We start from the raw sequence: 21,852 nt of genomic DNA on the forward strand, positions 1-21,852 counted from the left end.
CGATACTCGATGCATGACGACCGACCATGCACCCCGGTGATCGCCGTCCTTTCCAAGCACCCCGATTGCGCCCCTATAGGGAAGGGGAAAGGACAAGGGCTCCCCGCGCGACCCGGAAAACTGCAACAAGCGCGCAGCCGCGCGCCTCGGGCACCTTTCTTGCTTTGTATACAAACGTCATCGCGTTCGCATTCATTTCGACAGGAGTACCCATGAAAAAGCGTGCCTTTCTGCAATCCGCCGTGTTCCTGGCCGCCGCCTGCGCCTTCACGGCGGCGCAGGCGCAGACCACTTCCATCAAGTTCCAGCTCGACTGGCGTTTCGAGGGCCCTGCGGCCCTGTTCCTGCTGCCCGTCGCCAAGGGCTATTTCAAGGATGCCGGGCTGGACGTGACGGTGGATGCCGGCAACGGCTCGGGCGGCGCGGTGCAGCGCGTGGCCTCGGGCAGCTACGACATGGGCTTTGCCGACCTGGCCGCGCTGATGGAGTTCCAGGCCAACAATCCCGACGCGCCGAACAAGCCGGTGGCGGTGATGATGGTCTACAACAACACGCCCGCCTCCGTGATGGCGCTCAAGAAAAGCGGCATCGCCAAGCCCGCCGACCTGGCCGGCAAGAAGCTCGGCGCGCCAGTGTTCGATGCGGGTCGCCGCGCGTTCCCGATCTTCGCCAAGGCCAACGGCATTGGCGCCGTGCAGTGGACCGCCATGGACCCGCCGCTGCGCGAAACCATGCTCATGCGCGGCGATGTGGACGCCATCACCGGCTTCACCTTCACCTCGCTGCTCAACCTGGAGGCGCGCGGCGCCAAGGCCAGCGACGTGGTGGTACTGCAGTACCCCGACTACGGCGTGAAGCTGTACGGCAACGCGATCATCGCCAGCCCCAAGCTGATCAAGGAAAACCCTGCCGCCGTGAAAGCGTTCCTGCAAGCCTTCACGAAGGGCGCAAAGGACGTGATCGCCAACCCGGGTGCCGCGATCGCCTATGTGAAGGAGCGCGACGGCATCGTCAACACCGACCTCGAAACGCGCCGGCTGAAACTCGCCATCGACACCGTGATCAACAGCCCCGACGCGCGCACCGAGGGCTTCGGCCAGGTGGTGCCGGGGCGCCTGTCGCTGATGGCCTCGCAGGTGTCCGACACGTTCAACACCAAGACCCGCGTGAACCCCGAGACGGTCTGGAACGGCGCGTTCCTGCCGGCCAAGGCCGAGCTGAACATCCTGCCCAGGAAATAAGGCTGCCCCCGCGCAGCATGAGAACCCACCCCTGCCCGCGCCGACGACAGGCAGGTGGGCAGGTTTTTTCGCCACAGGACCGCCATGCAAGCACCCCCCGACCCACCGCCCTACTTCGTGGATTTCCGCGATGTCTGGCTGGCCTACAACGACGAACTGCTGGCGCAGAACCACTTCGCCGTCGAAGGCATCGACCTGCAGGTGCGCGAGGGCGAGTTCATCGCCATCGTCGGCCCCTCGGGCTGCGGCAAGTCCACCTTCATGAAGCTCACCACGGGGCTGAAGATGCCCTCGATGGGCCGGATCCTCATCGATGGCCAGCCCGTCACCGGGCCGCTCAAGATATCGGGCATGGCGTTCCAGTCGCCGTCTCTTCTTCCCTGGCGCACCACGGTGGACAACGTGCTGCTGCCGCTGGAGATCGTCGAGCCCTACCGCTCCAGCTTCAAGCACAAGCGCAAGGAGTACGAGGAGCGCGCCCGCAAGCTGCTGCAGAAGGTGGGCCTGGGCGGCTATGAGGACAAATACCCCTGGCAGCTCTCGGGCGGCATGCAGCAGCGCGCCAGCATTTGCCGCGCGCTGGTCCACGAGCCGAAGATGCTGCTGCTCGACGAGCCGTTCGGCGCGCTCGACGCCTTCACGCGCGAAGAGCTGTGGTGCATCCTGCGCGACCTGTGGACCGAGCAGAAGTTCAACGTCATCCTGGTCACGCACGACCTGCGCGAGAGCGTGTTCCTGGCCGACACCGTGTACGTGATGAGCAAGAGCCCCGGGCGCTTCGTGGTCAAACGCGAAATCGACCTGCCGCGCCCACGCGAGCTGGAAATCACCTATACCAAGGAATTCACCGACATCGTGCTGGAACTGCGCGGCCACATCGGCGCCATGCGCAAGAGTGGCGCGGCCATCCACCAGTGACGAGGCGCAACACACCATGAACAACCAACAACGCAAGCAGGTTGAGCGCTGGTCGCCCTGGATCCTGCTGGTCGCCGTGCTCATCATCTGGCAGATCGTCTGCAGCGCCTTCGAGGTGTCGGAATTCATCTTCCCCAGCCCGTGGCGCATCTGGACCCAACTGGTCGAGTTCAAGTGGGTCATCGCAGGCCATGCATGGCGCACCTTCTGGGTGACCATGGCGGGCTTCGGCATTGCCATCGTGGTGGGGGTGCTGCTGGGCTTCGTGATCGGCTCCTCGCGCCTGGCCTACGCGGCGGTGTACCCGCTGATGACGGCCTTCAACGCATTGCCCAAGGCCGCCTTCGTGCCGATCCTGGTGGTGTGGTTCGGCATCGGCGTGGGGCCGGCCATCCTCACGGCGTTCCTCATCAGCTTCTTTCCCATCATGGTGAACATCGCCACCGGGCTGGCCACGCTGGAGCCCGAGTTGGAGGACGTGCTGCGCGTGCTGGGCGCCAAGCGCTGGGACGTGCTGGTGAAGATCGGCCTGCCGCGCTCGCTGCCCTACTTCTACGGCTCGCTGAAAGTGGCGATCACCCTGGCCTTCGTCGGCACCACGGTGTCGGAGATGACCGCCGCCAACGAGGGCATCGGCTACCTGCTGATTTCCGCCGGCTCGTCGATGCAGATGGGCCTGGCCTTCGCCGGCCTGATGGTGGTGGGCGCGATGGCCATGGTGATGTACGAGCTGTTCAGCCTGGTGGAAAAGCACACCACGGCCTGGGCGCGGAGGGGCTCGCAGGGCGAGTGAAGCCCCCACCGCCTCCGCTTGGCCCTGGCCCTGCCCGGCGGAGCGCGTGGCGTGGCGGTCGCAGCGCCAGCCTGCGTCGTTAGCTATACTTCTTGTAGCTGCCCGCGCTGGTGGAAAAAGCGCTGGCGGCCTATTCGACCATGCGCACACTCTTTGTCGGCCTGGCCCTGTCATCCGCCCTCCTGCTGCTCACGGGCTGCGGCAGCGCGCCGCCCGCGCGCCAGCCGGCCTATTCGCGCCTCACGCCCGACCAGTCGAGCGACATCGCCATCCATGCGCTCGGCCTGGTGGGCACGCCCTACCGCTATGGCGGCAACACGCCGGCGGGCGGCTTCGACTGCAGCGGGCTGATCGGCTACGTGTACAAGAACCGCGCCGGGCTGGCGCCGCCGCGCACCGTGGCGCAGCTCAGCGGCTTCGGCGAACCCGTGGATGCCACCGCGCTGCGCACCGGCGACCTGGTGATTTTTGGCGCGGGCCAGCCCACGCACGCGGGCATCTATGTGGGTGACGGGCGCTTCGTGCATGCGCCTTCCACGGGTGGCGAGGTGCGGCTGGACCGGCTGAACATCGGTTACTGGGCGCGGCAGGCGGTGGCCTTCCGCCGGCCCTGACGCTCCTGAAAATATAGCTGCTTTCGCCCGTATATAAAGCGCTGCGGCCACTTTTTGCTTGGAACTTCAATAGCCCTTGAAGTTCGCCGCCACGCGCTGGTTCAGGTAGTCGCCCGCCGTGATGGCCGGGTACTTCCTGCCCGGGCCCTCGATGACGGCATCGCGGTTGGCCTGGGCGAAGAAGGCGATGCTGTAGCGCGGGCCCATGTAATCGCCGGGCAGCGGGTTCTTCACGCGGTGGAAGTTGCTGGGCAGTTGGTCGTCGCTCCAGCGCATCAGCATGTCGCCGATGTTGCAGGTGATGGCGTCCTCGTCCGGCGGCACGGGCGTCCAGGCCTGGGTCTCCATCTCCTTGCCGGGCAGAACCTCCAGGCCACCCTGGCCCTGGCGCTGGTAGAGCAGCGTGAGGCAGTCGAAGTCGGTGTGCGCGCCGGCGCGCCACAGGTCGATCTGGGTCTGCGCCTCCGGCGCGATGGCGTAGTAGTGCAGCAGGCGCAGCGTGCTCTGGTAGCTGGGCCGGGCCGGGTCGTGCGCGCGGGTGAAAAAGCCGCTGTCGAAACCGAGCTTGAGCGCGAAGCACGAGAGCACGCGCATCGCCACCTGCCAGCTTCGCGCCTCGAAGTCGAGCATGGCGGCTTGAAAGCCCGCAAGCTCGTCTTCCGTGGGCCACAGCCCGTCCATGTGCGGGCGCGTGATCTGGTAGCTCTCCTTCTGATCGGGCGTGCCGGTGGAGGGGCGTACCTGGGCGCGGCTTTCCCAGCCGGCGTTGAGCGCTTTCTTCAGCGGGTACTGCGCCTTCACGGCCTCGGGCAGGGCGAAGAAGCGCTCGGCCATGGCGAACGCGCCGCGCATGCGGGCCAGGTCGATGCCGTGGTTGGCCAACTGGAAGAAGCCGACATCCACCGCCGCGTCCCATAGCTGGTCAGCGATCTCGGCCTTGCGGCGGTCGAAGTCGCCAAGGTCGATGCGGCGCACTTCGCGCGCGGTGGTGACCGAACCCATCGCGCCCATGCGCGATTCCTTGGCGAGTTCGGACAGTTCGTGGGAGGCGGCGGCTGCCTGGGACATGGTGTTCTCCTGAAAAGACGTGCAAGCGTTGTGGCGCAAAGCCCGCGACAGGAAGACGCCAGGAAGAAACAAGCCGGCATGCGAGCAAGCGCCGGGACCGTGTACTGCCTGAAAGCCGCCTGGCGCGCCTCTTGGAAGAGGCGCCGGGCTTCAAGAGCAATTCCCGGCCGGCCGGCGCATGCGGGCATGCACACGGCTGGTGAACGCTTCTACTCTCGGCTTTTTCCCGCGCAAGTTCCGGGCCATGCCGTTTCGCCTGCAACGCGGCGGACGCGCACCATTTTTGTACACAAACAGCTCGCGCATGGTGCGCAATACTGCCTGCGCAGTGGCATGGATCATGCTTAATCCCAGGCGAAGAGTAGAAGCGTTCAGCGGTTCCCCGCCGCCCGGAAATTGCTCTTGAAGCACGCAGCAGGCCATGCATGCGCACCCATGCCTTCCGGGGTGCGGGGGGCCTGTGTCTTCAAGAGTCGGCCGCGCCCCACAGGGCAGCCTGCGCTTTTGGCCTTGCGGCGTGCGGATCGATCCCTCCGGCGCGGCCTGCGGCTCCAGGCTCGCGCCGGCATGCCAACCGTCCGCAATGGAGTGCCCATGTCCCTGCAACGCCGTTCCCTTCTGCGTGCCGCCGCCGGCGCCACCACCTTGCTGGCCGCCACGCCGTTCGTGCGCGCCCAAGGCTCGCTGCACAAGTTCAAGTTCAACCTCGGCTGGAAGGTGGAGGCCACGGCCGCCGGCTTCCTGCTCGCGCAGCAGCGCGGCTACTACAAGGACGCGGGGCTGGACGTGGCCATCGACACCGGCAACGGCTCGGCCGCCGCGATCAGCCTCGTGGGCAGCGGCGCCTACGACTGTGCCAGCGCCGACCTGGCGACGATGATCGAGTTCAACGCCAACAACCCCGCTGCGGCGCTCAAGGCCGTGGCCATCATGTACGACCTGAACCCCAACGCCATCCTGGTGCGCAAGGACGGCCCGATCAGGAAGCCCGCCGACCTGGCCGGCAAGTCCATCCTCGGACAGCCGTTCAACGCCTCGCGCAAGCTGTTTCCGGCCTTCGCCAAGGCGCAGGGCTTCGACCCCTCGGGCGTGAAGTGGGAGAACGTGGCGCCCGACATCGGCGACACGCGCTTCGTCAAGGGCGACTTCGACGCCGCCGCGTACTTCTTCTTCACCGGCCTGCTCAACCTGAAGGCGCGCGGCATGGGGCCGGAGCAAATCACCATGTTCCGCTACTCCGAGTACGGCATGAAGTCCTACGGCAACGGCTTCGTCGCCAACCCCAAAAGCACGGAGGAGCACGCCGACGCGATGAAGGCGTTCGTCAAGGCATCCACGCGCGGCTGGACCGAAGCCATGGCCGATCCCCGGGCCGGCGCCGCCGCCGTGAAGGCGCGCGAGCCACTGGCCAACGAAGACATCGAGTTCGAGCGCCTGAAGCTCATCGCCACCGGCACCATGGACACGCCCGACACGCGCCGCGACGGCTGGGGCGCCGCCACGCCCGCGCGATTGCAGGCCACCATCGACGAGACAGTGGACGCCTTCGGCCTGAAGGGCAAGCCCGCCGTGGCCGACATCTGGACCGACGCCTTCCTGCCCGCGCCCGCCGACCGCAAGCTCAAGGCATGAGCCAGGGAGCGGGCATGTCCATCCCCGTCATCGACCTGGCCGACGCCCTCGCGCCCGGCGGCGCGCGCAGCGCCGCCGTGGCCGCGCAGGTGCGCGCGGCGGGCACGGCCTCGGGCTTCTTCTACGTGCGCAACCACGGCGTGCCTGCCGCGCTGGCAGAGGCGCAGTACGCCCTCGCGCGGCGCTTCTTCGAGCTGCCGCTGGCCGACAAGCAGGCCATCGACCTGCACCGCTCGCCCTCCATGCGCGGCTACGAGGCCATCGGCGCGCAGACGCTCGGCGCCGGCGCGCGGCCCGACCTGAAGGAAAGCTTCTACTGCGGCCTGGAATACGCGCCCGACCACCCCTACGTGCGGCGCGGCTACCACTCCTACGGCAGCAACCAATGGCCCGCCGCGCTGCCGGAGATGGCCGCGCAGTGCGCCGCCTACACCGCCGCGCTGCTCGCGCTGGCGCAGCGGCTCATGCAGCTCATGGCCCTGTCGCTCGACCTGCCCGAAGGCTACTTCGACCACACGCACGGCAACCCCATGGTCACGCTGCGCCTGCTGCGCTACCCGCCGCACCCGCGCGACGCCGACGAGCGCACCTTCGGCGCGGGCGCGCACACCGACTGGGGCGCCATCACCATCCTGGCGCAGGACGCGCTCGGCGGGCTGGAAGTCTGCATGCCCGGCGGCGCCTGGGTGGCGGCGCCGCCGATGGAGGGCAGCTTCGTCGTCAACCTCGGCGACATGATCCCGCGCTGGACCAACGGACGCTACCACTCCAACCCGCACCGCGTGCGCAACCTCCACAGCCACGGCGCGCCGCGCTACTCGATCCCGTTCTTCTACAGCCCCGACTACGAAGCGCGCGTGGAGCCCGTGCCCACCTGCGTGCTGCCGGGCGCGGCGCCGCGCTACGAAGCCTGCACCGTGGGCGAGCACCTGCGCGACATGTACCGCAAGACCTACGGACTCGGAAACGCTGGAGCGGCGATGGCATGAAGCTCTGGTTCAACCTGTTCTGCCGCGACGTGCAGGCGCAGATGCGCTTCTACGCCGACCTGCTCGGCTGGCCCGAGGCCGTGGCGAGCCGCTCGCCGATCTACCGCGCGCTCGCATCGGAGGGCGTGCAGTTCGGCTTCAACGCCCTGCCCGCCTACGCGCTGCTGGGCCTGGCGGAGCGCCAGCCCGCGCCGGACGCGGGGCTGGCACCCGTTACCGCCTACGCGACTTTCATGCTTGATTCGCCCGCCGCGGTGGATGCCGCCACGGTGGGCGCACCGGCATTGGGTGGCGGCGTGGTGAAAGCGCCGTATGCCACCTACTACGGCCAATGGCAGGCCGTGCTGCACGACCCGGAAGGCCACGTATTCCGCGTCAGCGTGCAGCAGTTGCCCGACGGGGCGGCTCCCGCTGCGCCGCCGCGCTGAGAAAGAACGTGCCCAGACCACGGCTGCTCGCTCCTTCACGGTGCGCTGCCCGTGAGGGGCATCTTTAACCCTGGAAACGGCAGTTGGATGCGCCTGCCGGTGCCGTGATCGGGGTGCCAGGCAAGACGCGACGACGCGGCGGGCTCATGCCCGCAAGGAGGAGCAACGCCGCATGGCGCCCCGAGCGCGGTGCTGGCAGGTGCATAGCGCTCTCACCCATGAGGTGAACGCCATCGAAGCCGTGAACGCTCGATTTCATGCGGCCTGGCAAGGGATACAAAGCGGTCAACTGCTGTTTCCAGGTTAACCTACGCACCCGATTGCCAGGTGCGCCAGTACGGCGATGGCTCCGCCCAGCAACACCGCATCGCGCACACCCGGCAAGTACACCGTGGGCCGTGGCGCCCGTCAGCAGGCTGCCCGGCGCCATGCCGCCACGCATCGAGAGCATGAACCGGCACACATGGGCAATGCCGTCCTCGTTTTTGGGCGGGGTACGGTGAAATATCCGGGTCAGCAACAAGATGCGCGCTCCGCATCGCATCGGTGCCTGCAACCGTACCGTACAGCGAGCCGTACATGCCGGCCCCTGCGGATCAGGCACCAAGGAGTGCCCACGCCTTGTCGAGCCGCTTCACGCTCACCGGCTGCGGCGTGCGCAGCTCCTGCGCAAAGAGGCTCACGCGCAGTTCTTCGAGCAGCCAGCGGAACTCCTGCATGCGCTCGTCCACCACGCCCTTGCGCTCGGCCACCAGGCGCCAGTAGCGCTGCTCCTGCAGCCGCAGTTCGGCCAGGCGAGCGGTGTCGCGCGCGGGGTCGGCGCGCAGTTTGTCGAGCCGCAGCACGATCGCCTTCAGGTAGCGCGCGAAGTGCTGCAGCGCGGGCCACGGCGTGGCGGCGATGAAGTTCTTGGGCATCAGCCGCTGCAGTTGCTGCAGCGCGTCGGCGGCGGCGTCGGGCTGGCCCTTGGTGTCCTTGATCTTGCGGGCGGCGGCGGTGTACTCGGTCAGGATGCCGGCGGCCAGGCGGGCGACCTCGCCCGCGATCAGGGTCAGGCGACCGCGGCCATCTTCCACGCGGCGCTTGAACTCTGCTTCGGTGGCGGGGAGCGGCTCCAGCAGAAAGGCGCGCTCCAGCGCCACGTCGATGATCTGCGCGCGCAATTCCTCCTGGCTGCCCAGCGGCATGTAGGCGACGGCCATCTTCTGCAGGTCGGGAATGTTCTTTTCCAAGTACTTCAGCGCGTCCCTGATCTGCAGCGCGAACAGGCGCCGCAGGCCGCCGCGGTGGCGCGCCGCTGCCACATCGGGCTCGTCGAAGACCTCGATGGCCACGGCGTCGCCGCCGTCGATCAGCGCCGGAAAGCCGATCAGCGTCTGCCCGCCCTTGCGGATTTCCATGAGTTCGGGCAGCGCGCCGAAAGTCCAGGCGGTGTAGCGCTGCTCGGCTGCCGCCGATGCGGCATTCGCTCCTGTTTTGATAGCTGCACGCGCTTGTTCTTCCTGCGCCAGGGGCCGATTTTGCTTGGATTCCCCCTGGCCCGGCGCCACCCGCAGACCCGCCAGTGCCTGGAATGCGCCACGCGCCTGTGCGCCGAGTTCGGCCTTCAGTGCGCTCAAGGAACGGCCCGCGCCCAGTTGGCGGCCATGCTCGTCCACCACGCGGATGTGCATGAACAGGTGCGGCTGCAGCATGTCGGGCTTGAAGTCCGTGCGCTTCACGTCGAGCTGCGTGACCTCGCGCACCAGCCGCAGCAACGCGTCGGCCAGCGCACCGTGGCCGAACCGCTCGGGCGCGGCCAGCATGTCAGCCATGCGCGCGGCGCTTTCGGGCAGCGGCACCAGGCGCGCGCGGGGCTTCTGCGGCAGGCTCTTGAGCAGCGCCTGCACCTTGTCCTTCAGCATGCCGGGCACCAGCCATTCGCAGCGCTCTTCGGCAACCTGGTTGAGCACGAACAGCGGCACCGTGACGCTCAGGCCGTCCTTGGCGTCGCCGGGCGCGTGCAGGTAGCTGGCCGCGCAGTCCACGCCGCCCAGCCGCACGGTGCGCGGAAAGGCGCCGGTGGTGATGCCCGCGGCCTCGTGGCGCATCAGTTCGTCGCGCGTGAGCAGCAGCAGGCCGGGCTGCGCGCGGCTGGCCTCGCGCCACCAGTGCTCGAAGCTGCGGCCGCTGGCCACGTCGGCGGGCAGGTGCCGGTCGTAGAAGGCGTAGATCAGCTCGTCGTCCACCAGCACATCCTGGCGGCGCGACTTGTGCTCCAGCTCTTCCACCTGGCGAATCAGCTTGCGGTTGGCAGCCAGGAAGGGCAATTTGGTGTCCCACTCGCCCGCTACCAGCGCCTCGCGGATGAAAATCTCGCGCGCGCCGGGCAGGTCCACGAGGTCGTAGGGCCGGCGGCGGTTGTTGTAGATCACCAGGCCGTAGAGCGTGGCGCGCTCCAGCGCCACCACCGCGGCGGCCTTCTTCTCCCAGTGCGGATCAAGCAGTTGCTTCTTCAGCAGATGGCCGCCTACCTCTTCGAGCCACTGCGGCTCGATGGCGGCGATGCCGCGGCCAAACAGGCGCGTGGTCTCCACCAGTTCGGCGCAGACGATCCAGCGGCCCGGCTTGCGGCGCAGGTGCGCACCGGGGTGGCGGTGGAACTTGATGCCGCGCGCGCCCAGGTACAGGTCTTCATCATCGGGCTTGCAGCCGATGTTGCCCAGCAGGCCAGCGAGCATGGACTTGTGCAGTGCCTCGTAGCCGGCGGGCTGGGTGTTGAGCTTCCACTTCTGCTCGTTCACCACGGTGAGCAGTTGCGAGTGGATGTCGCGCCACTCGCGCAGGCGGCGCACGCTGATGTAGTTATGGCGCAGCAGTTGCTCGTACTGGCGGTTGCTGAGCTTGTGGGTCGGCGCGGCGGGCTCCGGCTCGGATACCGGCGCAGCGACCACACGCTGCGCGATGGGCAGCACCGCCGCCGCGGCCTTTCGCCGCGCCCCTCCTCCGTGCCGCGCATCCATTTCGCGTCGCGTCGTGGCAATGTGGGGGCCGTGCTCGCCGCCGCGCGCGTCGTGCAGCCACTGCCACAGCGTGAGGTAGCCGCTGAACTCGCTCTTCTCGTCGTCGAACTTGGCGTGGGCCTGGTCGGCCTGGGCCTGCGCCTCCAGCGGGCGGTCGCGCACGTCCTGCACGCTGAGCGCGCTGGCGATCACCAGCACCTCGGCCAGCGCGCCGCGCTCGCGCGCCTCCACGATCATGCGGCCCACGCGCGGGTCCAGCGGCAGGCGCGCCAGCTCCGCGCCCATGGGCGTGAGTTCGTTGGCATCGTCCACCGCGCCGAGTTCGTTGAGCAGTTGGTAGCCGTCGGCGACGGCGCGGCCCGAAGGCGGATCGATGAACGGGAACTGCGCCACGTCGCCCAGGTGCAGCGACTTCATGCGCAGGATCACGCCGGCGAGCGACGAGCGCAGGATTTCGGGGTCGGTAAAGCGCGGACGGGCGTTGAAATCGTCCTCGCCGTAGAGCCGGATGCAGATGCCGTCGGCCACGCGCCCGCAGCGTCCGGCGCGCTGGTTGGCCGCCGCCTGGCTCACGGGCTCGACCAGCAACTGCTCCACCTTGCTACGGTAACTGTAGCGCTTCACGCGCGCCGTTCCTGCGTCGATGACGTATCGGATGCCTGGAACGGTGAGTGACGTCTCGGCCACGTTGGTCGCCAGCACGATGCGCCTGCCGGTGTGGCCGTCGAAGATGCGGTCCTGCTCGGCCTGCGACAGCCGGGCGAACAGCGGCAGCACTTCGGCGCTGCGCAATACCGGCTGGTGCGCCAGGTGGCCGCGCAGGTGGTCGGCGGCCTCGCGGATCTCGCGCTCGCCGGGCAGGAACACCAGGATGTCGCCCGCCTGGCGCGGATCCTGCCAGAGCTCGTCCACCGCGTCGGCGATGGCCTCGTTGAGCCCATAGTCGCGCGCCTCCTCGAACGGGCGGTAACGCTGCTCCACCGGGTAGGTGCGGCCCGAGACATAGATGACCGGTGCCGGGCCCTTGGCCGATTCGAAATGCCTGGCGAACCGCTCTGCGTCGATGGTCGCCGACGTCACGATCACCTTCAAATCGGGCCGGCGCGGCAATATCTCGCGCAGATAGCCGAGCAGGAAGTCGATGTTCAGGCTGCGCTCGTGCGCCTCGTCGATGATGAGGGTGTCGTAGGCTTGCAGCAGCGGGTCGGTCTGCGTCTCGGCCAGCAGGATGCCGTCGGTCATGAGCTTGACCGAGGCATCCTTCGACAGCCGGTCCTGGAACCGCACCTTGTAGCCCACCACCGCGCCAAGCGGCGTCTGAAGCTCCTCGGCGATGCGCTTGGCGACCGAGCTGGCGGCGATGCGGCGCGGCTGCGTGTGGCCGATCAGGCGGCCCCGCTCGCCGGGCCGCGCGTTGAGCCTGCCGCGCCCCATGGCGAGCGCGATCTTGGGCAACTGGGTGGTCTTGCCCGAGCCGGTTTCGCCGCAGACGATGATGACCTGGTGGGCGGCCATGGCGGCGGCGATTTCGTCGCGCCGTGCCGATACGGGCAGCAATTGGGGGAACGTGATTTGCAGAGGATGGGCCAGGACGGGAGCGGACAAGGGCTTACTTGGTAGAGAATCCGCAATTATCCCAGCCCCGCTGGCCCACCCCACACTGCTTTGCCCGCCGCTCTCCGCGACGCACCACGCGCATGTCCGCCGTATTCAACTTCACCTTCGTGCCCTGGTTCCGCTCGGTCGCGCCCTACATCCACAAGTTCCGCAACCAGACCTTCGTGCTCGGCGTCTGCGGCGAGGCCATCGCCGCCGGCAAGCTGCAGGCGCTGGCACAGGACATTGCACTGGTGCAGAGCATGGGCGTGCGCATCGTGCTCGTCCACGGCTTTCGCCCGCAGGTCAACGAGCAGTTGCGCGCCAAGGGGCACGAGGCGCGCTATTCGCACGGCATGCGCATCACCGACGAGGTGGCGCTCGACTGCGCGCAGGAGGCCGCGGGCCAGCTGCGCTACGAGATCGAGGCGGCCTTCAGCATGGGCCTGCCCAACACGCCCATGGCCGGCGCCACGGTGCGCGTGATCTCGGGCAACTTCCTCACCGCGCGACCCGTTGGCATCGTGGATGGGGTGGACTTCCAGCACTCCGGGCTGGTACGCAAGGTGGACGCGGGGGGCATCAAGCGCACGCTGGACATGGGCGCGCTGGTGCTGCTCTCGCCCTTCGGCTTCTCGCCCACGGGCGAAGCCTTCAACCTGACCATGGAAGAAGTGGCCACCAGCGTGGCCATTGCGCTGAAGGCCGACAAGCTGGTATTCGTGACCGAGATCTCCGGCATCCGCTTGCGCCCCGGCGAGCCCGAGGGCGACGACAACCCCGTCGATACCGAACTGCCCCTGGAAGCCGCCGAGGCGCTGCTGCGCCAGTCGCCCGCGCCGCAGCAGCCGAGCGACACGGCGTTCTACCTCCAGCACTGCGTGAAAGCCTGCAAGGCCGGCGTGGAGCGCAGCCACATCGTGCCCTTCGCGGTGGATGGCTCGCTGCTGCTGGAGTTCTACGTGCACGACGGCATCGGCACCATGGTGGTCGATGAAAAACTCGAAAACCTGCGCGAGGCCACGGCCGACGACGTGGGCGGCATCTTGCAGCTCATCGAGCCGTTCGAGCGCGACGGCACGCTGGTCAAGAGGAGCCGCACCGAGATCGAGAGCGACATCGGCAACTACACCATCATCGAGCACGACGGCGTGATCTTCGGCTGCGCCGCCTTCCACCCCCACCCCGAGGCGCACACCGCCGAGATGGCCGCGCTCACCGTCTCGCCGCTGTCGCAGGGCCAGGGCGACGGCGAGAAGCTCCTCAAGCGCATCGAGCAGCGCGCGCGGTCGCAGGGCTTCGACAGCATCTTCGTGCTCACCACGCGCACCATGCACTGGTTCCTCAAGCGCGGCTTCGAGCCCGTGCCGCCCGAGTGGCTGCCGCAGGCGCGGCTGCGCAAGTACAACTGGGACCGCAAGAGCCAGGTGCTGGTCAAGAAGCTCGCATAAGACTGCATTTCAGCTACCTTTTTGATAGCATACTGCGCAGATTTACAAAGCGCTGGAGGCTGTTTTTATATGTAAACCTACGCCAGCAGCGCCTGCTCGTCCACGGCATCGATCTGCCACGGCTCCAGGAACTGCTGCGCGTATTCCAGGTACACACCGCAGCGCACGAACACATCGAACAGGTCCGCGTCGATGTGCCCGCCGTGCTTGAACTTGCGCATGATGCCCAGGGCGCACGAAAGCGTCATGCCGGACTTGTAGGGCCGATCCACGGCGGTCAGTGCCTCGAAAATGTCGGCGATACCCATCATGCGGGCTTGCCATGACATCTGCTCGCGCGTCAGGCCCCTGGGGTAGCCCTTGCCGTCCATGCGCTCGTGGTGGCCGCCCGCGTACTCGGGCACGTTGCGCAGGTGGCTGGGCCAGGGGAGTTGCTCCAGCATCTTGATGGTGGCGACGATATGGTGGTTGATGATTTCGCGCTCGCGCTGGGTCAGCGTGCCGGCGCGGATGCTGAGGTTTTCCAGCTCGTCATCCGTCAGGAAAGGCTGCTCGGCGCCGTCCGGGCCGCGCCAGCGGTGACGCTGGGCGATGTCGCGCACGCGATCCAGTTGCGCGTCGGCCATCGACTCGGCGCCCAGGTTCACCATGCGCAGGAAGTCGCGGTCGCGCTCGATGGCGTGCAGCACGGTCTGCATCTCCTGCTCGGCGGCGGCCTCGGCCCGCGCGTCAGCCACGGGCCGCAGTGCGAGCTGGCGGCGCAGCGCGGCGATCTCGGCATCGCGCCGGAGTACCTCGAAGCGGGTGTCGATCAGGCCGATGCGGTCGTAGAGGGTCTGCAGCTTGGTGGCCTTGTCCACCACGTGCACGGGCGTGGTGATCTTGCCGCAGTCGTGCAGCAGGCCGGCGATCTTGAGCTCGTAGCGGTCGCGCCCGCTCATGCGGAAGTCCGACAGCGGCCCCTGGTCCGTGGCGTCGGCGGCCTCGGCCAGCAGCATCGTGAGCACCGGCACGCGCTGGCAGTGCCCGCCGGTGTAGGGCGACTTCTCGTCGATGGCGAGGTTGATGAGGCTGATGAAGGACTCGAACAGGACTTCGAGCTGCTCGATGAGCTGGCGGTTGCTGATGGCTATGGCGGCCTGCGACGCCAGCGACTCGGCCAGCCGCTGGTCGGAGGTGGAGAACTCCACGGCGGCGGCTCCGCCCTTCTCCGCTGCGCCGGGCGGCTGCGCGTTGATGAGCTGCAGCACGCCGATGCAGGTGCCTTCATGGTTCTTCATCGGCACGGTCAGGAACGAACGCGAGCGGTAGCCCGTGCGCGCATCGAAGGCGCGCGTGCCCGAGAAATCGAACGCCTCGTGCTGGTAGGCGTCGGCGATGTTGATGGTGCGATCGTGAATGACCGCGTAGGCCGCCACCAGGCTGTCGTTGGGTGCGCCGTCGGAGCGGTAGAGCGGCAGCGGGGCGAAGGGCACCGGCCCTGCCTGCGCGCCGCCGAGCGCCAGGCCCAGCGAATCGGTATGCATGATCTCGAAGCGCAGCGCCTGCGCGTCGTCCGTCACGCGGTAGAGCGTGCCGCCGTCGGCGCGGGTAATGCGCATGGCGGCCAGCAGGATGGATTCGAGCAGGCGGCCCGTGTCACGCTCGCGCGACAGCGCAATGCCGATCTGGTGGAGTTGCTCCAGGCGGTCCAGCAATCCGTCTGCCGCGTGCGCGGTCGTGTCCATGGGCTCCTCCAGCGTCCCCGCATGTCAGAAACCGCGATGCTACCCGCAGCCGGCCCGCGGATTCAGAATCTGTTCACCCCGCGCGGGCGAGCGCGTGGCCGCGCGCAAACCGCGCCGCGCGCGCCTGCCGTGCCAGCAGAGCCAGAAACACGACGGCGAAGACGGCGAAACAGACGAACGACCAGTTGGCGATGGAGCCGCCGAGGAAGGTCCAGTCCACCTTCGCGCAATCGCCGCCGCCCTTGAAGATCATCGGAATGGCCCGCTGCAACGGGAAGGTTTCGATCATGCCGTAGAAGTCGCGCCCGCACGACACGACTTCGGGCGGGTACCACTGCAACCAGCTCTGGCGCGCGGCCACGAAACCGCCAAAGCCCGCCGCCAGCAGCGCCAGGAAGCTGCCCAGCAGGCACGCCGCACGCGTGCCAAAAGCACTGGCGACGCCCGTGAACAAGGCCACCAGCACTAACGCATAGCGCTGCACGATGCACATGGGGCAAGGCTCCAGGCCCACCACATGCTGCAGGTACAGGCCGAACGCCAGCATGGCCACGCAGGCGGCGCAGACCAGCGCCAGGATGCGCCGGGGCGCCGTATCGAACCAGTTCAGCAACAACACGCAACTATCCAAGATGATGAATGGTGCCGCTTGTCGGAATCGAACTGACGACCTACCGCTTACAAGGCGGGTGCTCTACCAACTGAGCTAAAGCGGCAATCAGGTTATTTTAGCGGCGCCCCGCGTGGCTACGGCCCTATTTGATGCGCTTGAGCGAAGGCCGTGGGCCGCCGACCGGCGAAGGCGGGCGCGGGGGGTCGCCGTCCTCGGCGGCTGCCGTATCGGATGTGACGAGCTGCACGACGCGGGGCTCCTCGGCGACGGAAGATGCGCCACCCTGGGCTCCCGCACGCGGGGGCGCCTCCTGCGCGCCGCTGGGCGCGGCGGTGGGGAAAGCCATGCCCTGGCCGTTCTCGCGCGCATAGATGGCCACGACACGGTTCACGGGCACGATGATTTCACGCGCCGTGCCGGCGAACCGCGCCCTGAACTCGATGAACTCGTTGCCGAGTTTGAGCGCGCTCGTGGCGTCGAAGCTGATGTTGAGGACGATCTCACCATCCTTCACATATTCGCGCGGCACCTGCACGGTGTCGTCCGCGAGTACCGCGACGTAGGGCGTGAAGCCATTGTCGGTGCACCATTCGTACAGGGCGCGTATCAGGTACGGCCGTGTCGACGGAGATTCGAGCGCATTCATGGGAGGAACTACCGCGCCGGGCGCTTACTTGCGCATCACCTTCTCGGACGGCGTGAGCGCCTCGATGTAGGCCGGGCGCGAGAAGATGCGCTCGGCGTACTTGAGCAGGGGCGCGGCGTTCTTGCTCAGTTCGATGCTGTAGTAGTCCAGGCGCCAGAGCAGCGGCGCGATGGCCACGTCGAGCATGGAGAAGTTCTCGCCGAGCATGTACTTGTTCTTCAGGAATATGGGCGCCAGTTGCGTCAGGCGGTCGCGGATGTGCGAGCGTGCTTTCTCCAGCGCCTTTTCGTTGCCCTTGGTTGCACGGTTCTCGAGCGTACTGACGTGCACGAACAGCTCCTTCTCGAAGTTCAGCAGGAACAAGCGCACGCGGGCGCGGTCCACCGGGTCGCCAGGCATGAGTTGCGGGTGCGGGAAGCGCTCGTCGATGTACTCGTTGATGATGTTCGACTCGTACAGGATCAGGTCGCGCTCGACCAGAATGGGCACTTGGCCGTAGGGGTTCATCACGCTGATGTCTTCGGGCTTGTTGTAGAGGTCGACGTCGCGGATCTCGAAATCCATGCCCTTTTCGAACAGCACAAACCGGCAACGGTGGGAAAAGGGGCAAGTCGTTCCTGAATAAAGCACCATCATGGCGGGAGGCTCCTAAAAAATCAAAAAGAGTGGGCGCGGTTTGCACGCCCACTCTGCAGTTGGTCCGCGCCCGTGGGCGCGGCGATGCGGCGAGGTAGATGGGGACTACTTCACGTCTTTCCAATAAGCAGCGTTCAACCGCCAGGCAATGCCCGTGAACAGGCCGAGGAAGATCAGCACCCAGACCCCCACGCGCACGCGGATGTTCTGCGCCGGCTCGCCCATCCACTGCAAGTAGTTCACAAGATCGCCAATGGTTTGATCAAACTGCAGGGGCGTCATGGAGCCAGGGGCGACTTGCTCCCAGCCCTTGAAAACCTGGGTCGTTTGGCCGTGGCTTTCATGCGCCTCGAAAACCGGACGGCGATCACCTTGCAGCTCCCACAGCACATGGGGCATGCCCACGTTCTGAAAAAGCAGATTGTTCCAGCCGGTGGCCTTGGTTTCGTCACGGTAGAACGTGCGCAGGAACGTGTAAAGGTAGTCAGCACCCGTGCCGCCGGCACCTGCACGCGAGCGGGCGATCACGGTCAGGTCGGGCGGGTTGGCACCGAACCATTCCTTGACCTGCTTGGGATCGATGGACGCCTTCATGGTTTCACCGACCTTATCAGTGGTGAACAGAAGGTTGTCCTTGATCTGCTGCTCGGTCAGGCCAATGTCGCGCAGGCGGTTGAAGCGCATGAACGCGGCCGAGTGGCAGCTCAGGCAATAGTTCACAAACACCTTGGCGCCATTTTGCAGCGAGGCCAGGTCGTTGGTCTTGTTGGGTGCCTTGTCCCAGGCAATGGTGTTGGCACCGGCGGCATGCACGGCACCAGCCGCCAGGCCCAGCGCGGCTACCAATGTAAGGATGAGTTTCTTCATTGTTGCTATTACCTCCAGGGCTCAATGCGCAGTGAAGTTGACACGGTCAGGCACTGGCCTGGTTGCGCCAATGCGGCTCCACCATGGCATCAGCAGGAAGAAACCGAAATAGAACAGCGTGCCGACCTGCGAAACGCGCTCACCCACAGGCGATGGCGGCTGCACGCCCAGGTAACCCAGAATCAGAAAATTGATCACGAAGATGCCATACAGGTACTTGTGCCAGCCTGGACGATACCGGATGGACTTCACTGCACAGTTGTCCAGCCATGGCAGGAAGAACAGGATGATCACGGCACCACCCATCACCACCACGCCCCAGAACTTGGCGTCGATCGACAGCATGAGCAGTACCGCCACCGCCGCGGCAATGACAATGCCACCCTTGAGGAACCCGGGCAGACGGGCCTTGACCACGCCGAGGAAGGCCCCCAACAGCACGCAGGCGATCAGTGCATACATCATCTCGCTGGTGATGGCACGCAGCATGGAATAAAACGGCGTGAAGTACCAGACAGGCGCAATGTGCAGCGGCGTCACCAGCGGGTCGGCCGGAATGAAGTTGTTGTATTCGAGGAAATAGCCGCCGGCCTCGGGCGCGAAGAAGATGATGGCGCTGAACACCATCAGGAACATGCTGACGCCGAAGATGTCATGCACCGTGTAGTACGGATGGAACGGTATGCCGTCCAGCGGATGGCCATGCGCATCCTTGGGCGCCTTGGGACCCTTGATCTCCACGCCATCGGGGTTGTTGGACCCCACCTCGTGCAGCGCGATGATGTGCGCCACCACCAGACCCAGCAGCACCAACGGCACGGCGATCACATGGAAGCTGAAGAAGCGGTTCAGCGTGGCATCGCTCACCACGTAGTCGCCGCGGATCAGCAGCGCCAGGTCCGGGCCGATGAAAGGAATGGCCGAGAACAGATTCACGATCACCTGCGCGCCCCAGTAGCTCATCTGGCCCCAGGGCAGCAGGTAGCCCATGAAGGCCTCGGCCATCAGGCACAGGAAGATCGCACAGCCGAAGATCCAGACCAGCTCGCGCGGCTTGCGGTAGCTGCCGTAGAGCAGCCCGCGGAACATGTGCAAGTACACCACGATGAAGAACGCCGAGGCGCCCGTGGAGTGCATGTAGCGGATCAGCCAGCCCCAGGGCACGTCGCGCATGATGTACTCGACCGACGCGAAGGCCAGGGTGGCATCGGGCTTGTAGTGCATCACGAGGAAGATGCCGGTGACGATCTGCAGCACCAGCACCAGCAGCGCCAGCGAGCCGAACACGTACCAGAAGTTGAAGTTCTTCGGCGCGTAGTACTCGCTCATGTGCTCCTTGTAGAGCTTGGAGAGCGGAAAGCGGTTGTCAACCCAGTTGAGCAGCTTGGCGCTCACGGGGGCGTTGGGAGAGATGTCCTTGTATTCAGCCATGTCTTGTCTCGCTCAAGCCTGCTTGTCTTCGCCGATCCGCAGGCGCGTATCGGACACGTACATATGGGGCGGCACCGGCAGGTTGTCCGGTGCGGGCTTGTTCTTGAACACGCGACCCGCCATGTCGAAGGTGGAGCCATGGCAGGGGCAGAGGAAGCCGCCCTGCCAGTCGGCGGGCAGTGACGGCTGCGGGCCGGGCTGGAACTTGTCGGTCGGCGAGCAGCCCAGATGCGTGCAGATGCCCACCACCACGAGCACCTCAGGCTTGATGGAACGGCCTTCGTTGCGCGCATATTCGGGCGTGAACTCGTCGGGATGGCGTTCGGACTTGGGATCGGCCAACTGGCCGTCGAGCTTGGGCAACTCGGCGAGTTGCTCGGGCGTGCGCTTGATGATCCACACGGGCTTGCCGCGCCATTCGACCGTCATCTTCTCGCCGGGCCTGAGCGAGGAGATGTCCACCTCGACCGGCATGCCGGCGGCCTTGGCTTTTTCCGACGGCTGAAAGCTGCTGATGAAGGGCACAGCCGTGAAGCCGGCGCCCACAGCGCCCGCACAGCCCGACGCGATCAGCCATGTTCTCTTGCTGGGGTCGATACGCTGCGTACCAGCGGAGGTATCACTCATGTGGGGGTCCTCTTCCTCTAACTAAGTCTCTTTGTGCGTTCGGGTCAATAGACGATTGTAGCGGAGGGACTATTCATGGCTCAATGCCGTGCAAGCCCTCTTGCGCCAAAGCAATACCGGTGAAAATAAACGCCACGCACCACTTTCCGAAAAGAGAAAACCACATGGGCATGCTCCAGGAATTCAAGGAATTCGCAGTCAAAGGCAACGTCATCGACCTGGCCATCGGGGTCATCATCGGTGGAGCCTTCGGCAAAATCGTCGACTCGGTCGTCAGCGACCTCATCATGCCGGTGGTCGGCATGGTGTTCGGCAAGCTGGATTTCTCCAACCTCTTCGTCGTGCTGGGCGAAGCCCCCGCAGGCGTGCCCCACACGCTCGACGCACTGCGCAAGGCCGGTGTACCTGTGTTCGCCTACGGCAACTTCATCACGGTGGCGGTCAACTTCCTGATCCTGGCCTTCATCATCTTCATCATGGTCAAGCAAATCAACCGCCTCAAGCGCCAAGCGCCCGCAGCGCCGCAAGCCCCTGCCGCACCTGCCGAAGACATCGTGCTGCTGCGCGAGATCCGCGACAGCCTCAGGAAGCAGTGAAGGCCGCGACCTTCAGGCCGGGTTGTCGATGTCGATGAACTGGTGCGCCAGCCCCAGCCGGTCGGCCATGTGCGCGGCCACGGCGGGCGCGCCATAGCGCTCGGTTGCATGGTGGCCCGCCGCGATGAAGGCCACGCCCGTCTCGCGCGCGTAGTGGGCCTGAGGCTCGGATATCTCGCCCGTGATGAACGCATCCGCGCCCGCAGCGATGGCGGCTTCGAAATAGCCCTGTGCGCCGCCTGTGCACCATGCTACCTTATTAATAGCTTTCAGCGCAGTATCTATAAGCGCTACAGGCCTTTTTAATACATATTCCACATGCTGCGCCAGCGCCCTGGCGCCGGCGAACGCGCTACCGTCCGGGCGACTGCCGATGAAGCCCAGCGACTGATCGCCGAAACGCGCCTCGGTCGCCAGCCCCAGTTGCAGCCCGAGCTGGGCGTTGTTGCCCAGCACCGGGTGAGAATCGAGCGGCAGGTGGTAGGCGTAGAGGTTGATGTCGTGCGCCAGCAGCAGTTGCAGACGCTGCTTCATCCAGCCCGTCACGCAGCCGCTCTGGCCGCGCCAGAACAGGCCATGGTGGACGAAGATGGCGTCGGCCTCGTGGTGGATGGCAGCCTCGATCAGCGCCCGGCTGGCGGTCACGCCCGAGATGATGCGCGCGACGCGCTCCCGCCCCTCGACCTGCAGTCCATTGGGGCCGTAGTCCTTGAAGCGCGCGGGCTCCAGCAGATCGTCGAAGGCGGCGAGCAGTTCCTGGCGGGTGGTCATGTGCGCATTGTCTCAGCCGGCAGCGCCAACGGGCGTCACAAGTCAGTCATGTTGGGCCATCAAAATCCAGAAACCACACCACAATCATGGAATTAATATGGCCTCAATAGATAACGAGCAAATTCATCAATTGTAGGACTTACGCAAAAGCCATGGAGAGCGATGGACTTCTGAGTTCCTGACGCAAGTAGTCTGAGAGCAACGAA

Annotated in this window: 19 protein-coding genes and 1 tRNA gene; 9 read left to right on the forward strand and 11 right to left on the reverse strand. The window is 66.2% G+C overall.

Annotated elements, in window-relative coordinates; all coding sequences use genetic code 11:
* Positions 1-212 precede the first annotated feature (212 nt).
* The 4 genes from PY257_RS15880 to PY257_RS15895 all read left to right on the forward strand — a co-directional run bounded on the left by PY257_RS15880 (position 213) and on the right by PY257_RS15895 (position 3,566).
* Entirely contained in the window at positions 213-1,241 is a 1,029-nt protein-coding gene (locus PY257_RS15880) for an ABC transporter substrate-binding protein (RefSeq protein WP_275743578.1), read from the forward strand.
* Between the two features lie 84 nt (positions 1,242-1,325).
* A complete protein-coding gene (locus tag PY257_RS15885) occupies positions 1,326-2,159 on the forward strand; it encodes an ABC transporter ATP-binding protein (protein WP_275743580.1) in 834 nt (277 codons plus the stop codon).
* Positions 2,160-2,175: 16 nt separating this feature from the next.
* Complete coding sequence (locus tag PY257_RS15890; RefSeq protein ID WP_275743582.1) at positions 2,176-2,952, forward strand: ABC transporter permease; 777 nt, start codon at positions 2,176-2,178, stop codon at positions 2,950-2,952.
* Between the two features lie 140 nt (positions 2,953-3,092).
* Positions 3,093-3,566 (forward strand): C40 family peptidase, encoded by a 474-nt coding sequence (locus tag PY257_RS15895; protein ID WP_275743584.1) that lies wholly within the window; start codon positions 3,093-3,095, stop codon positions 3,564-3,566.
* Positions 3,567-3,632: 66 nt separating this feature from the next.
* Here the strand turns inward: PY257_RS15895 and PY257_RS15900 are convergent, their stop codons facing one another.
* On the reverse strand, positions 3,633-4,634 hold the full coding sequence (locus tag PY257_RS15900; RefSeq protein WP_275743586.1) for an isopenicillin N synthase family dioxygenase: 1,002 nt from the start codon (positions 4,632-4,634) through the stop codon (positions 3,633-3,635).
* 594 nt (positions 4,635-5,228) lie between these two features.
* On the opposite strand from PY257_RS15900, the gene PY257_RS15905 reads away from it, so the two are divergent.
* The 3 genes from PY257_RS15905 to PY257_RS15915 are packed head-to-tail and all read left to right on the forward strand — an operon-like array spanning position 5,229 to position 7,683.
* Positions 5,229-6,266 carry an ABC transporter substrate-binding protein gene (locus tag PY257_RS15905; protein ID WP_275743588.1) on the forward strand — a complete coding sequence of 346 codons (1,038 nt, stop codon included), beginning with the start codon at positions 5,229-5,231 and terminating at the stop codon, positions 6,264-6,266.
* Positions 6,267-6,280: 14 nt separating this feature from the next.
* Complete coding sequence (locus tag PY257_RS15910; RefSeq protein ID WP_275743590.1) at positions 6,281-7,255, forward strand: isopenicillin N synthase family dioxygenase; 975 nt, start codon at positions 6,281-6,283, stop codon at positions 7,253-7,255.
* Positions 7,252-7,683 (forward strand): VOC family protein, encoded by a 432-nt coding sequence (locus PY257_RS15915; protein WP_275743592.1) that lies wholly within the window; start codon positions 7,252-7,254, stop codon positions 7,681-7,683. Before PY257_RS15910 ends, PY257_RS15915 begins: the two co-directional genes overlap by 4 nt.
* Before the next feature lie 596 nt (positions 7,684-8,279).
* On the opposite strand, the gene hrpA is transcribed toward PY257_RS15915, so the two are convergent.
* Positions 8,280-12,200 carry an ATP-dependent RNA helicase HrpA gene (gene hrpA / locus PY257_RS15920; RefSeq protein WP_419095732.1) on the reverse strand — a complete coding sequence of 1,307 codons (3,921 nt, stop codon included), beginning with the start codon at positions 12,198-12,200 and terminating at the stop codon, positions 8,280-8,282.
* 182 nt (positions 12,201-12,382) lie between these two features.
* Here hrpA and argA point away from each other — a divergent pair, with 182 nt between their 5' ends.
* The gene (gene argA / locus PY257_RS15925; protein WP_275743596.1) at positions 12,383-13,732 is read left to right on the forward strand and encodes an amino-acid N-acetyltransferase; all 1,350 of its coding nucleotides are present in this window, start codon (positions 12,383-12,385) and stop codon (positions 13,730-13,732) included.
* 77 nt (positions 13,733-13,809) lie between these two features.
* Here argA and PY257_RS15930 read toward each other — a convergent pair whose 3' ends face one another.
* From PY257_RS15930 to petA, 8 genes are all read right to left on the reverse strand, one after another.
* A complete protein-coding gene (locus PY257_RS15930) occupies positions 13,810-15,459 on the reverse strand; it encodes an HD family phosphohydrolase (RefSeq protein WP_275743598.1) in 1,650 nt (549 codons plus the stop codon).
* A 73-nt stretch (positions 15,460-15,532) separates the two neighbouring features.
* Positions 15,533-16,075, reverse strand: coding sequence for a disulfide bond formation protein B (locus PY257_RS15935; RefSeq protein WP_275743617.1), 543 nt, complete (start codon positions 16,073-16,075; stop codon positions 15,533-15,535).
* A gap of 24 nt (positions 16,076-16,099) precedes the next feature.
* A tRNA-Thr gene (locus PY257_RS15940) sits at positions 16,100-16,175 on the reverse strand.
* Between the two features lie 39 nt (positions 16,176-16,214).
* Positions 16,215-16,718, reverse strand: coding sequence for a ClpXP protease specificity-enhancing factor (locus tag PY257_RS15945; protein ID WP_275743600.1), 504 nt, complete (start codon positions 16,716-16,718; stop codon positions 16,215-16,217).
* A 24-nt stretch (positions 16,719-16,742) separates the two neighbouring features.
* The gene (locus tag PY257_RS15950) at positions 16,743-17,354 is read right to left on the reverse strand and encodes a glutathione S-transferase N-terminal domain-containing protein (protein WP_275743602.1); all 612 of its coding nucleotides are present in this window, start codon (positions 17,352-17,354) and stop codon (positions 16,743-16,745) included.
* A 105-nt stretch (positions 17,355-17,459) separates the two neighbouring features.
* Positions 17,460-18,221 (reverse strand): cytochrome c1, encoded by a 762-nt coding sequence (locus PY257_RS15955; protein ID WP_275743604.1) that lies wholly within the window; start codon positions 18,219-18,221, stop codon positions 17,460-17,462.
* A 21-nt stretch (positions 18,222-18,242) separates the two neighbouring features.
* Entirely contained in the window at positions 18,243-19,652 is a 1,410-nt protein-coding gene (locus tag PY257_RS15960; RefSeq protein ID WP_275743607.1) for a cytochrome b, read from the reverse strand.
* A gap of 12 nt (positions 19,653-19,664) precedes the next feature.
* Entirely contained in the window at positions 19,665-20,279 is a 615-nt protein-coding gene (gene petA, locus PY257_RS15965) for a ubiquinol-cytochrome c reductase iron-sulfur subunit (RefSeq protein WP_275743609.1), read from the reverse strand.
* 164 nt (positions 20,280-20,443) lie between these two features.
* Between petA and mscL the strand changes: the two genes are divergently transcribed.
* Entirely contained in the window at positions 20,444-20,875 is a 432-nt protein-coding gene (mscL, locus tag PY257_RS15970; protein WP_275743611.1) for a large conductance mechanosensitive channel protein MscL, read from the forward strand.
* 12 nt (positions 20,876-20,887) lie between these two features.
* Here mscL and PY257_RS15975 read toward each other — a convergent pair whose 3' ends face one another.
* A complete protein-coding gene (locus tag PY257_RS15975; RefSeq protein WP_275743613.1) occupies positions 20,888-21,646 on the reverse strand; it encodes a Nif3-like dinuclear metal center hexameric protein in 759 nt (252 codons plus the stop codon).
* Between the last annotated feature and the right edge of the window lie 206 nt (positions 21,647-21,852).

Source organism: Curvibacter soli (assembly GCF_029211125.1).
In the GTDB taxonomy this organism is placed as follows: domain Bacteria; phylum Pseudomonadota; class Gammaproteobacteria; order Burkholderiales; family Burkholderiaceae_C; genus Curvibacter_A; species Curvibacter_A soli.

Excerpts from the sequence above, each read along its gene's own strand:
- PY257_RS15880 (WP_275743578.1), top strand. The coding sequence starts at position 213 with ATGAAAAAGCGTGCCTTTCTGCAATCCGCCGTGTTCCTGGCCGCCGCC.
- PY257_RS15885 (WP_275743580.1), top strand. The coding sequence starts at position 1,326 with ATGCAAGCACCCCCCGACCCACCGCCCTACTTCGTGGATTTCCGCGAT.
- PY257_RS15890 (WP_275743582.1), top strand. The coding sequence starts at position 2,176 with ATGAACAACCAACAACGCAAGCAGGTTGAGCGCTGGTCGCCCTGGATC.
- PY257_RS15895 (WP_275743584.1), top strand. The coding sequence starts at position 3,093 with ATGCGCACACTCTTTGTCGGCCTGGCCCTGTCATCCGCCCTCCTGCTG.
- PY257_RS15900 (WP_275743586.1), bottom strand. The coding sequence starts at position 4,634 with ATGTCCCAGGCAGCCGCCGCCTCCCACGAACTGTCCGAACTCGCCAAG.
- PY257_RS15905 (WP_275743588.1), top strand. The coding sequence starts at position 5,229 with ATGTCCCTGCAACGCCGTTCCCTTCTGCGTGCCGCCGCCGGCGCCACC.
- PY257_RS15910 (WP_275743590.1), top strand. The coding sequence starts at position 6,281 with ATGTCCATCCCCGTCATCGACCTGGCCGACGCCCTCGCGCCCGGCGGC.
- PY257_RS15915 (WP_275743592.1), top strand. The coding sequence starts at position 7,252 with ATGAAGCTCTGGTTCAACCTGTTCTGCCGCGACGTGCAGGCGCAGATG.
- hrpA (WP_419095732.1), bottom strand. The coding sequence starts at position 12,200 with ATGGCCGCCCACCAGGTCATCATCGTCTGCGGCGAAACCGGCTCGGGC.
- argA (WP_275743596.1), top strand. The coding sequence starts at position 12,383 with ATGTCCGCCGTATTCAACTTCACCTTCGTGCCCTGGTTCCGCTCGGTC.
- PY257_RS15930 (WP_275743598.1), bottom strand. The coding sequence starts at position 15,459 with ATGGACACGACCGCGCACGCGGCAGACGGATTGCTGGACCGCCTGGAG.
- PY257_RS15945 (WP_275743600.1), bottom strand. The coding sequence starts at position 16,718 with ATGAATGCGCTCGAATCTCCGTCGACACGGCCGTACCTGATACGCGCC.
- PY257_RS15950 (WP_275743602.1), bottom strand. The coding sequence starts at position 17,354 with ATGATGGTGCTTTATTCAGGAACGACTTGCCCCTTTTCCCACCGTTGC.
- PY257_RS15955 (WP_275743604.1), bottom strand. The coding sequence starts at position 18,221 with ATGAAGAAACTCATCCTTACATTGGTAGCCGCGCTGGGCCTGGCGGCT.
- PY257_RS15960 (WP_275743607.1), bottom strand. The coding sequence starts at position 19,652 with ATGGCTGAATACAAGGACATCTCTCCCAACGCCCCCGTGAGCGCCAAG.
- petA (WP_275743609.1), bottom strand. The coding sequence starts at position 20,279 with ATGAGTGATACCTCCGCTGGTACGCAGCGTATCGACCCCAGCAAGAGA.
- mscL (WP_275743611.1), top strand. The coding sequence starts at position 20,444 with ATGGGCATGCTCCAGGAATTCAAGGAATTCGCAGTCAAAGGCAACGTC.
- PY257_RS15975 (WP_275743613.1), bottom strand. The coding sequence starts at position 21,646 with ATGACCACCCGCCAGGAACTGCTCGCCGCCTTCGACGATCTGCTGGAG.